Genomic DNA, 11,818 nt, shown 5'->3' with positions numbered 1-11,818 from the left:
TGCGTGCCGTCGAGCGGCAGCGGCCCGCCGATGCCGGCGCGGAACCCGGCCTCACGCTGTGCGGCGTGGCGCCGCGAATCGCGTAGGGCCGGGGACGACGCATGCGGCGCGGCTCACGCCGTGCGCAAACACGCTAGCATTCGGACACGAAACACCGCGCATCCGCTTGCATCGCCTCCAAGGATCCGACATGACCACGCCCGCCCCTGCCCGCCTTGACGTCGCCCGCCGCGTCTTTTCGGACGGACAGCTGTCGATCGGCCTCACGCTGCCGCTGCTGCGCAGCGGCCACATCGTCGCCGACTTCAACGAGCAACTCGAACTCGCCGAACTGGCCGATACGCTCGGCTTTCGCGCGCTGTGGATTCGCGACGTGCCGTTGAACAGCGCCGATTACCCGGACCCGGTCGGCCATCTCGACCCGTGGGTGCTGCTCGGCGCACTGGCGTCGCGCACGCAGCGGATCGCGCTGGCGAGCGGCGCGATCGTCCTGCCGCTGCGTCATCCGCTGCATATCGCGAAAGGTGCGCTGTCGGTCGCGACGCTGTCCGGCGGACGCTTCATTCTCGGGCTCGGCTCCGGCGACCGGCCGCCCGAATATGCGGCGTTCGGCGTCGATGCGGAAACGCGGCGCGACCGCTACCGCGCACACTGGGATGTCGTCGCGGCCGCGCTGGGCGTGCCGTCCCGCGTGCTGCCCGATGAAGCACCGCCCGACGCCCCCGAATTCATGCTGCTGCCGCGCGGCAGCGACGCGGTGCCGATGCTCGCGGTCGGATCGGGCGGACAAAGCGTCGACTGGATCGCGCGGCGCTCGATCGGCTGGATGACGTACCACCGCGATCCGGACACACAGCGCGCACGCCATTCGATGTGGCGCGCGGCGGTCGACCGGCTTCCGGCGCCGGAATTTCGTGCGTTCGGCGTGTCGATGCGACTCGACCTCGCCGCGGACCCCGACGCATCGGCCATCGCGCTGTCGCTCGGCTACGCAACCGGGCGCCGCGCGTTGGTCGACATCCTGCAGGACATGCGTGCGGCGGGCACGCATCATGTCACGCTGAACCCGGGATCCGACCGGCCGGTACGCGAGGTCGTCGAGGAAATCGCCGAACATGTGCTGCCGATATTTCACGACGAATATCGGTGATTCATCAGGAATCCGAAGGCATCCCGCGCGTCGTGCACGATCGGGCGAATGCTCACGTTGCAATGCACAGCTCTGCTCCGACGGGAAACGAGCATTACCATTGCCTTACGATTCGACCGCTAGCCTTCCTCCCCGCTGTTCTGTTGGCCCCTCTGAAGCCTGCATCAGTCATTTGCCTGCGCGAACGCGCCGCGAACGCCCGTGCCACCTCGCCCATGCCCGATTCGAATGGTCGTCGACGGAACTATTCGGCTCCGGTCGCGATCATGTTAACTTCCGTCCATCGTTCAGCCCGGCGGGCCGCGCGCCGATGCGCACCCCCATGCCTACTCCATGCGACATTTCCTCCTCGGCTGGCTGCTTGCCGCCGTCGTGTCGGCCGCCCATGCGGCCACGCCCACCCCAACCGCTGCGCCGGCCGCCTCCGGCACCGCGCCCGCGCTGACGCCGCAACAGGCCCGGCAGGCACTCAATGTGCTCGAAAACCCGCGCGATCGCGCGCAAGTCGAAACGACGCTGCGCGCGATCGCGGCCGTCGGCGTATTGAGTGCGCCCGCGGTCGCCGCCAGCGAAGCGGCCGCAGCCAGCGGCGCATCGGCGGCCGCGGCCCCGACTGCGCTCACGTCGAACGGGCTTGCGTCGATGCTCGTCCGCCAGGGGTCGCGCTGGGCTGTCGAAATCGGCAGCGCGCTGAAGGAATCGCTGCGCTCGCTGCTCGATGTCGGCTCGGTCGGCAACTGGTGGCATGACAGGCTGGTACGCGCCGACGAGCGCGCCGATCTCACGCACGCGATCTGGATCATCCTCACCGTGCTCGTGCCCGCACTTGTCGTCGAATGGTTCGCGAAGCGGCTGCTGCGACGCGCGCTGGCCGCGGTAGCCGCACGACGCGCCGATGCATCGCGCCCCGCCGCGCCCGATTCCGCCACCTCCGACGACGACCACGCGCCGCCCGACACATCCGACCCGCCCGGCGCCACCGACGCTGCCGAAGCTGCGCCCGCCGCGTCGCAAAGCCGCGGCCACGCGCGACGTCACTCCACGCTGCTGTACCGGATGCCGCGCGCGCTCGTCAGCCTCGCGCTGCGCGCGGTGCCGCTGCTCGTGTTCGTCGGCGTCGCGAGCCTGACGATGTCGCTGATCGGCGACACGGGCACGCCGATCGAATCCGCGCTCGAAGCGCTGATCGACATCTACGTGATCTGCCGGCTCGTCACGATCGTCAGCCGGCTGTTCTTCCAGCCCGATGCGCGGCAGTTGCGGCTGCTGCATATCAGCGATGCATGGGCCGATTTCGCGCAGCGCTCGATCGCGCGGATCGTGATCGTGGTCGGTGCGTGCACGGCCGCGGTCGAGATCGCCGCCAGCTTCGGCCTCAGCGAAGCCGGCCACGTCGCACTGCTGAAAGCCGTCGCGCTCGTCGGGCACGTGATGATCTCGGCGCTGATCCTGCGGTGCCGCCAGCCCGTCGCCGCGCGGATTCGCGCGGCCGGCGCGGACCGTCCGGCCTTCGCCATGATCGGCAATGCGCTCGCGGACGCGTGGGCGCCCGTGTCGGTCTTCGTCGTGATGGCGCTGTGGTTCGTGTGGGCGCTCGACGTCCACAACGGCTATCGCGTGCTGATCACGCTCGGCGGCCGCTCGATCGCCGTGATGATCGGCATGCGGATGGTGTCGATCGTCGTGTTCGGCGCACTCGCGCGGCTGTTCCAGGGCCGCGATGAAGACCGCACGCTCGTTCATCTGCACGCGTACCGCTATTACCCGCTGTTGCGCCAGATCGTATCGGGCGCGATCGGCATCGTGACCTTCGTGCTGCTGCTGCAGACCTGGGGGGTGCCGGTCTTCCGCGCGTTCGAGACCGGCACGATCGGCCACCGGCTCGCGTCGGCATTGGTGACGATCGCGATCGCGGCACTCGTCGCGCTCGTCGTGTGGGAAGCCGCGAACATCGCGATCGAGCGCCGCCTGCAGCGCTGGACGCGCGAAGGCAACCTGGTGCGCGCCGCGCGGCTGCGCACGCTGCTGCCGATGCTGCGTTCGCTGCTGTTCGTGATGATCGCGCTCGTCGTCGTACTGACGGGCCTCAGCCAGCTCGGCGTGAACGTCGGCCCGCTGCTGGCCGGCGCGAGCATCTTCGGCGTCGCGCTCGGCTTCGGCTCGCAGAAGCTCGTGCAGGATTTCATCACCGGAATCTTCCTGCTGATGGAAAACGCGATGCAGGTCGGCGACTGGGTCACGCTTGCCGGCGTGTCGGGCACGGTCGAATACCTGTCGATCCGCACCGTGCGGCTGCGCGCGGGCGACGGGTCGCTGTATACGATCCCGTTCAGCTCGGTGACGACCGTCAACAATACGAATCGCGGGCTCGGCAACGCGGCCGTCAAGGTCAGCATCGCGTACGGCGAGGACATCGATCGCGCGATCGCGACACTGAAGGAAATCGGCGCCGCGTTGCGCGACGATCCGAAGTATCACGACGGCATCCTGTCGGACTTCAGCTACTGGGGGATCGACCAGGTCGACGGCGCAGCGCTCGCGCTGGCCGGACAGATGCAGTGCACGGACTCGACGCGCTGGAGCGTGCAGCGGGAATTCAACCGGCGGATCGCGGAAACGTTCCGCGAACGCGGCATCCGGATCGCGAATCCGCAGCGCAGCGTCGTTGCCTATGCGGACGGATCGCGGCCCACAGGAATCGGTGAAGGCGACAACACCACCGACAACGGCAACGGCAACGCGCCCGAAACGGCAGCCCGGCCGCCGTCGCCCGGCAACGGGGAGCGCAAGCCGGGCTGACGGTTCGACGCGCGTGACGCGCCGTGCTCAACGCGCGGCGGGTTTCCTTGCGCGTGCCGTGCCTTTCGCCGCGGGGGTTGCCGTCCCCGGTTTCGCCGCGCGTTTCGACGCGGCGGCACCCTGCCCGCGCTTCACCGCGCTTTGCGCACCGGCCGCCAACGCGTCGCGCTGCGCATGCCATTGCTCGAGCAGCACGCGCGTCTGGTCGGCAATCGTGTCGGTCACCAGCGCCGCACGCTCGCCGTCGAATGCCTCCCATTCGAGCAACTGCAACGCCGAACGCTGCGCGATGTGGAATACCGTCAGCTGCCCGAACAGGCTCAGCGCGCGCAACCGCGTGACGGGATCGTCGGCCGGTCGCCCCGAAATACGGCCGATCAGCTCGGCGCTCACGTCGTTCAGCGGCTTGCGCATGCGCGTCATCAGGATTTCGCTCGCGCTCGCCGGTTCCTGGCCGCCCTGCTCGCGCGCGAAGAACATCCGCTGGTTCATCGTCTTCGGCGCGGTGAACATCCGGTCCGACAGCGCACGCAGCAGCCCGATGAATGCATCGATCAGCGCGTCGACGCTCGCCTGGCCATCGAGCATCGCCCGCGCATGGCCGACCGCCGGCGCGAACACCTGCCAGCCGTTCTCGGCGATCGTTTCGACGCACGCGCGGTACACGCCTTCCTTGTTCTCGAAGTAGTACTGGAGCGCCGGCGCGTTCACGCCCGCCATCGCGGCGATCTCGCGCGTCGACGCGCCCGCGAACCCGCGTTCGCCGAACAGTTCGATTGCCGCCTCGATGATCCGCTGGCGCGTTTCGTCGCCGCGCGCGTAGCCGCCCGCCGACGTACGGCGCAGCTTCTTCGCTTCGTTCATGCCTGCCTCGTCATTCGATCGATCGACATTCTACTTGACACAATTTTAGCAACTGGAATAATTCTTCCACTTGGAATAAATTGGATCCCGTATGTCGACGCTGCAAGACCCGACACAGAAAGTAGATCGTCAGGAAAACGGAACAACACCGCGTAACGGACGCGGCGGATCGAAGCGGCGCATCCTGCTTGCCGTCGCCGTGCTCGCGGCCATCGGCGGCGCCGTCTGGCTCGGCCGCTGGTGGACGGTCGGCCGCTTCATCGAAAGCACCAACGATGCGTACCTGCAGGCGGACAGCATGGCCGCCGCGCCGAAGGTCGCCGGCTACGTGACCGACGTCTACGTGCACGACAACCAGGCCGTGAAGGCCGGCGATCCGCTCGTGCGGCTCGATGTCCGCCAGTACCAGGTCGCGCTCGCGCAGGCCCTGGCGACCGTCGACGCCCGCCGTGCGGATATCGCGCGCGCCGAAGCCGACATCAGCCAGCAGCACGCGAATCTGGAACAGGCCGATGCACAGGCGAAGGTGTCGCGCATCAACGCGCAGCACGCCAGCGACGAGTACGCGCGCTATGCACCGCTCGCGGCGACCGGTGCGGAAACGCACGAACGTGTGGCCGACCTGAAGAGCACGCGCGACCAGGCAGCCGCGACGCTGGCCGCGAACAACGCGTCGATCGCCGCCGCGCGCACGCAGATCGCGTCGTTCACCGCGCAGCTCCAGCAGGCACGCGCGCAGCTCGAGGCCGCCCAGGCCAGCGCCGCGCAATCGCAGCTCGATCTCGACAACACGATCGTGCGCAGCACGCTCGCCGGCCGCGTCGGCGATCGCACGGTGCGCGTCGGCCAGTACGTGCAGCCCGGCACGCGGCTGCTGACCGTCGTGCCGGTCGACTCGATCTATCTCGTCGCGAACTTCAAGGAAACGCAGATCGGCAACATGCGCATCGGCCAGCCCGTCGAGCTGCATGTCGATGCGCTGCCGGACGGCGCGCTGACCGGCGTCGTCGACAGCTTCGCGCCCGGCACCGGCGCGCAGTTCGCGCTGCTGCCGCCCGAAAACGCCACCGGCAACTTCACGAAGATCGTCCAGCGCGTGCCCGTGCGCATCCGCCTCGATTCGAACGCGCGCGCACAACGCATGCTGCTGCCGGGGCTGTCGGTGACGGTCGACGTCGACACGCGTTCGGCCCGCGACGAGAAACGCCATGGCTGATACGTCCGCCACGATGCCCGTGCCGCCGCACGAGGGCCGCGCGAGCGTCACCGACTGGATCGCGGTCGCGGCCGGCGCGCTCGGCGCGCTGATGGCGACGCTCGACATCTCGATCACGAACTCCGCACTGCCGCAGATCCAGGGCGAAATCGGCGCGACCGGCACCGAAGGCACGTGGATCTCGACCGGCTACCTGATGTCGGAAATCGTGATGATCCCGCTCGCCGCCTGGCTCACGCGCGTGTTCGGGCTGCGCAACTTCCTGCTGACGAACTCCGCGCTGTTCATCGCATTCTCGATGATGTGCGGCTGGTCGCATTCGCTGCCGATGATGATTGCCGGCCGGATCGGCCAGGGCTTCACGGGCGGCGCGTTGATCCCGACCGCGCAGACGATCATCCGCACGCGGTTGCCGCTGTCGCAACTGCCGGTCGGGATGACGCTGTTCGGCCTGATCGTGCTGCTCGGGCCGCTGTTCGGCCCCGTGCTCGGCGGCTGGCTCGCGGAGAACGTGAACTGGAGCTGGTGCTTCTTCCTGAACCTGCCCGTGTGCCTGCTGCTGATGGCGCTGCTGGTGTTCGGGCTGCCGTCGGACCGCCCTCAATGGCACGCGTTCTTCAACGCGGACTGGCTCGGCATCTTCGGCCTCGCGATCGGCCTGAGCTCGCTCACCGTCGTGCTCGAGGAAGGCCAGCGCGAGCGCTGGTTCGAATCGCAGATGATCGTCACGCTGAGCATCGTGTCGTTTGCCGGGATGGTCCTGATCGCGCTGTCGCAGCGCTTCGCGAAGCGGCCGATCATGCGGCTGTCGCTGATGCGCAACCCGCGCTATGCGAGCGTGATCGTGATCGTGTCCGCGGTCGGCGCGGGGCTGTACGGCGTGTCCTACCTGCTGCCGCAGTTCCTCGCGATCGTCGCCGGCTACAACGCGGAACAGGCCGGCGCGATCATGCTGTTGTCGGGTCTGCCGGCCTTCCTCGTGATGCCGATCCTGCCGCGCCTGCTCGGCAAGGTCGATTTCCGCATCCTCGTGATCTCGGGGCTGCTGCTGTTCTGCCTGAGCTGCATGCTCGACATCGGCCTGACCGCGCAGAGCGTCGGCCATGACTTCGTGTGGTCGCAACTGATCCGCGGCGTTGCGCAGATGCTCGCGATGATGCCGCTCAACCAGGCGTCGATGGCGGCCGTCGCGCGTGAAGACTCGGGCGATGCGGCCGGGCTCTACAACATGGCGCGTAACCTCGGCGGCTCGATCGGGCTCGCGATCATCGGCACCGTGATCGACCGGCGCACGACCTTCCATACGGCCGCGCTGCGCGAATCGGTGACCGCGAACTCGCTGATCGGGCAGGACCGGCTGTCGGCCTATGCGGCCAACTGGTTTTCACACACCGGCGACCTCGCGTATTCGAACATGCGCGCGCTCGGGCAGCTGGCGCAGCAGATCCAGATCCAGGCCGTCGTGATGACCTACTCCGAAACCTTTTATCTGCTGGGCCTCGCGCTGCTCGCCTGCGTACCGCTCGCCCTGATGCTGAGAACGCCGCGCGGCCCGCAGCCGATGTCGTCCGGCCATTGAACCGTCTTACGTGATGAAACCCTTCTCCCTGCCCCGCCGCCCTGCGCTCACGCTGTGTGCAGTCGCGTGCCTGCTCGCCGGCTGCACGGTCGGCCCCGACTATCGCGGCGCGCCCGCCGCACCCGATGCGCCGACCTTCGTGCGCGCGCCGGCCTCCGGCATCGACACCACCGCGCCGGCACCGAGCGCGTGGTGGCTCGCACTGCACGATCGCCAGCTCGACGACCTGATCACCGCCGCACTCGTGTACAACCCCGACCTTCACGCGGCGCAGGCGCGCTTGCGCGCGTCGCGCGCGCAGCTCTCGCAACAGCGCGCGGCGCAGTTGCCGAAAGCGTCGGCCACCGTCGCGGCCATCCGCATGCGCGAACCGGACGTCAGCGCGCTCGGTTCGCTGCTGCCGTCGAACGGCTCGAACCAGTCGGGCGGCACGTCGCCGTCGCTGGGCGGCTCGGGACCGCTGCAACTCTATTCGGCCGGTTTCGACGCGACCTGGGAAATCGACCTGTTCGGCGGCACGCGTCGTGCAGTCGAAGCGGCATCCGCACAGGCCGAAGCCGTCGACGCCGATCTCGCCGATACGCAGGTGTCGATCGCCGCCGAAGTCGCGAACGCCTATGTCGACCTGCGCGACCAGCAGCAACGGCTCGCGCTGTCGCAGCGCACGGCCGGGTTGCAGCAGAAGATGCTCGAACTCACGCAACAGCGCCGCGCACGCGGCGTCGCGGCCGATGTGGACATCGAGCGCCTGACGACGCAGGTCGAGACCACGCGGGCGTCGCTGATCCCGCTCGACGCGCAGGTGACGGAATCGCTCGACCGGCTCGCGATCCTGACGGGGCGTGCGCCGGGCGCGCTGGATGCCGCATTGTCGACCGCGGACGCCCCGCTGCCGACGTTGCCCGGCGACGTCGCGATCGGCGATCCGGCCGCGCTGCTGAAGCAGCGCCCCGACATTCGCGCGGCCGAGCGCCGGCTCGCATCGAGCAACGCGCAGATCGGCGAGCACGTGGCCGACTATTTCCCGAAGGTGACGCTGCTCGGCGATCTCGGCTTCAGCGCGACGGACCCCGGCCACCTGTTCCGCAAGCAGAATTTCACGTGGGTCGGTGCACCGTACCTGCAATGGAACATCCTCGACTTCGGGCGCACGCGCGGCGCGGTACGCGCGGCCGAAGCGTCGCGTGACGAAGCGGAAGCGAATTACCAGAAGGCCGTGCTCGGTGCATTACAGGATGCCAACACCGCATTGCAGCGTTACGGGCACCAGCGCGAGCACGTCGTCGCGTTGACGAAGGTGCAGACGTCGGCCGTGCATGCGCGCTCGCTGATGGACGAGCGCTATCGCGCGGGCGTCGCGTCGATGATCGACCTGCTCGACACGCAACGCGAAGCGCTGTCCGCGCAACAGAACGTGATCGCCGGGCAAGCCGAGCTGATCAAGGACTACGTGTCCGTGCAGAAAAGCCTCGGGCTCGGCTGGCAGGCGAACGCCGGGTAACCGGTGCCGGCGCGCACGATGCACGATCGGTGTATCACGCGCGCCGCAACAACTCATTGCGCGCACAACAATACTGGTTCATTTCGTCCGCAACGAGCGGGCCGGCGCCGCGTCGATACCTCGGCTATCGAAAACATATCGAATATCAATTAGCCAATCATCTGACGATCTCTTCTAATTCAGTCGGCTTCCCCACCACCGATCGGATTCAAGGAGTTCCATCGTCATGTCCTCATCCTCCCATCGCGTGCTGCGGCACGCAGTCGCCGCGATCTGCGTTGCCTTCTCCGCTTCCCCGTACGCCGCCGAACTCACGCGCGACACGGGCGCGCCCGTCGGCGACAACCAGAATTCGCAGACGGCCGGCCCCGCCGGCCCCGTGCTGCTGCAGGACTCCGCGCTCATCGAGAAACTGCAGCGCTTCGATCGCGAGCGCATTCCGGAACGCGTCGTGCATGCGCGCGGCACCGGTGCATTCGGCGAGTTCGTGCCGAGCGCCGACATCTCCGACCTGACGAAAGCGAAAGTCTTCACGCCGGGCACCCGCACGCCGGTGTTCGTGCGCTTCTCGACCGTGATGGGCTATCGCGGCTCGCCCGAACAGGCGCGCGATCCGCGCGGCTTCGCGGTGAAGTTCTATACGCAGCAGGGCAACTGGGACATGGTCGGCATCAACTGGCCCGTGTTCTTCATTCGCGACGGCATCAAGTTCCCCGACTTCGTCCACGCGAACAAGCCGAGCGCCGTGACCGGCGTGCAGGACCCGAACCTCGCATTCGACTTCTTCGCGCACACGCCCGAAGCGACCCACATGCTGACGAGGCTGTACACGAACGAGGGCATGCCCGATTCGTATCGCCACATGGACGGCTTCGCGGTGCACGCGTTCAAGTTCGTCAATGCACAAGGCGACGTGCACTACGTGAAGTTCCACTGGAAGAGCCAGCAAGGCGTGCACGGCCTGCGTCCGCAAGAGATCGCCGCGTCGATCGGCCGCGACTGGAACCTGATGACGAACGACCTGTACGGCGCACTGAAGCAAGGCGATTTCCCGAAATGGGATCTGTACGTGCAGGTGCTCACGCCCAAGGACCTGAACCGCTTCGACTTCGACGCGCTGGACGATACGAAGGTGTGGACCGGCGTACCTGAACGCAAGATCGGCACGATGACGCTCAATCGCGTGCCCGACAACTACTTCCAGTCGACCGAGGAGTCGGCGTTCGCGCCGTCGCGGCTCGTGCCGGGCATCGAGCCGTCCGAAGACCGGATGCTGCAGGATCGCCTGTTCGCGTATGCCGACACGCAGATGTACCGCCTCGGCGCGAACTACATGGACCTGCCGATCAACCGCCCTGTCGTGCCGGTGGTCAACAACAACCAGGACGGCAAGATGAACGCGGGCGACCGCAAGGGCGAGGTGAACTACGAGCCGTCGACGCAGCACGAGCTCGCGCAGGATCCGCAGTACAAGTCCGTGCGCATGGCGCTCAACGGCACGACGCAACAGGAAGCGATCCGCAAGAAGCTGCTGTTCCGACAGGCCGGCGAGTACTACCGCAGCCTGTCGCAGCAGGACAAGGACGACCTCGTCACCGCACTGTCCGGCGATCTCGGCCAGGTGAAGAACGCGCAAAACCAGTACGCGATGCTGTCGTACTTCTACAAGGCCGATGCCGACTACGGCACGCGTCTCGCGCAGGCCGTTCACGCGAACGTACAGCAAGTGCAGTCGCTCGCGGCGAAGCTGAGCGAGAACTGATCCCGCGACATCGGTCGCTGCCGACGTGCGTAGTGTGCGTAGTGGTGCCACGCACGTCGGCCCGACATTTTCATCAGGACATCCCCATGCGCCCCGAACGCTTCACGCACACGATCCGCGCGGCCGCCATGACCGTGGCGCTGGCCGCGCTCGCCGGCTGCGCGCACCTGCCCGACCAGCCTGCTTACGGCAAGGCCGATCCTGCCGCACTGCGCCGCTATGACGGCGACTGGTTCGACGCCGCACGCGTCGGCCGCGTCGACATCCTGCGCGCACTGCATGACGCCGGGTATCCCGTCGACGCCGCCGACAGCCACGGCTACACGGCCGTGATTCTCGCGTCCTACGACGGCCAGCCTGCCGCGCTCGACTACCTGTTGTCGGCCGGCGCCGATGCATGTGTTGGCGACCGCCACGGCAACACGGCGCTGATGGGTGCGCTCTTCAAGAACGAACCCGACATCGCACGCCGCCTGATCGACACGCGCTGCCCGATCGACCAGACGAACGGCGCCGGCGAAACCGCGCTGGGGTTCGCGACGCTGTTCAATCGCTTCGAACTGATTCCGCTGCTCGTCGCGCACGGCGCGAATCCGAACCATGTCGATCGGCGCGGGCAGTCGCTGCTTCAGCTCGCACTGACACACGACAACACCTACGCTGCGGATGCGCTGCGGCAAGCCGGAGCCACGCAGTAGCACGCGCTACGGATCAACCGTCCGAACGATGCGAACGCGTCGAGCAGCCGGCAGAAGCTGATCCGCTCCAGATCGGGATGCCCGATTCCGTACCGCGCCCAGCAGCCCCCCCTCGGCCCCCGTCGTCGCCGGCACTTCGTTGCCGAGCGGGTCGTCATCGATCACGTCGCGGTCGATCCTCGTCGACCGGACCGACCGGCGGAATGCCGACGACACCGCACGCATGACACGGCGCCACGCCCATTCGTC

The 11,818-nt window shown here is 67.7% G+C and carries 8 protein-coding genes; 7 read left to right on the top strand and 1 reads right to left on the bottom strand.

All coding sequences use genetic code 11. From position 1 onward, the window contains the following. Positions 1–190: 190 nt before the first annotated feature. Both DIE03_RS00775 and DIE03_RS00770 read left to right on the top strand, forming a co-directional pair. Entirely contained in the window at positions 191–1,150 is a 960-nt protein-coding gene (locus DIE03_RS00775) for an LLM class oxidoreductase (protein ID WP_124446547.1), read from the top strand. Positions 1,151–1,483: 333 nt separating this feature from the next. Further along, positions 1,484–3,949 carry a mechanosensitive ion channel family protein gene (locus DIE03_RS00770; protein ID WP_124446545.1) on the top strand — a complete coding sequence of 822 codons (2,466 nt, stop codon included), beginning with the start codon at positions 1,484–1,486 and terminating at the stop codon, positions 3,947–3,949. A 27-nt stretch (positions 3,950–3,976) separates the two neighbouring features. Here DIE03_RS00770 and DIE03_RS00765 read toward each other — a convergent pair whose 3' ends face one another. Beyond that, positions 3,977–4,813 (bottom strand): CerR family C-terminal domain-containing protein, encoded by an 837-nt coding sequence (locus DIE03_RS00765; RefSeq protein WP_124446543.1) that lies wholly within the window; start codon positions 4,811–4,813, stop codon positions 3,977–3,979. A 91-nt stretch (positions 4,814–4,904) separates the two neighbouring features. Here DIE03_RS00765 and DIE03_RS00760 point away from each other — a divergent pair, with 91 nt between their 5' ends. The 5 genes from DIE03_RS00760 to DIE03_RS00740 all read left to right on the top strand — a co-directional run bounded on the left by DIE03_RS00760 (position 4,905) and on the right by DIE03_RS00740 (position 11,569). Continuing rightward, a complete protein-coding gene (locus DIE03_RS00760; RefSeq protein WP_124446541.1) occupies positions 4,905–6,029 on the top strand; it encodes an HlyD family secretion protein in 1,125 nt (374 codons plus the stop codon). Continuing rightward, entirely contained in the window at positions 6,022–7,608 is a 1,587-nt protein-coding gene (locus tag DIE03_RS00755) for an MDR family MFS transporter (protein WP_124446539.1), read from the top strand. The genes DIE03_RS00760 and DIE03_RS00755 overlap by 8 nt, the downstream gene beginning before the upstream one ends. 13 nt (positions 7,609–7,621) lie before the next feature. Beyond that, positions 7,622–9,109, top strand: a complete 1,488-nt coding sequence (locus tag DIE03_RS00750; protein ID WP_124446537.1) for an efflux transporter outer membrane subunit — start codon at positions 7,622–7,624, stop codon at positions 9,107–9,109. A gap of 226 nt (positions 9,110–9,335) precedes the next feature. Then, positions 9,336–10,871 carry a catalase gene (locus DIE03_RS00745; protein WP_124446535.1) on the top strand — a complete coding sequence of 512 codons (1,536 nt, stop codon included), beginning with the start codon at positions 9,336–9,338 and terminating at the stop codon, positions 10,869–10,871. Positions 10,872–10,957: 86 nt separating this feature from the next. Then, a complete protein-coding gene (locus DIE03_RS00740; protein ID WP_124446533.1) occupies positions 10,958–11,569 on the top strand; it encodes an ankyrin repeat domain-containing protein in 612 nt (203 codons plus the stop codon). Positions 11,570–11,818: the final 249 nt, after the last annotated feature.

It is taken from the genome of Burkholderia sp. Bp8992, assembly GCF_003853705.1.
Taxonomy (GTDB): Bacteria; Pseudomonadota; Gammaproteobacteria; order Burkholderiales; family Burkholderiaceae; genus Burkholderia.
This window is presented reverse-complemented; position numbering and strand designations above follow the sequence as displayed.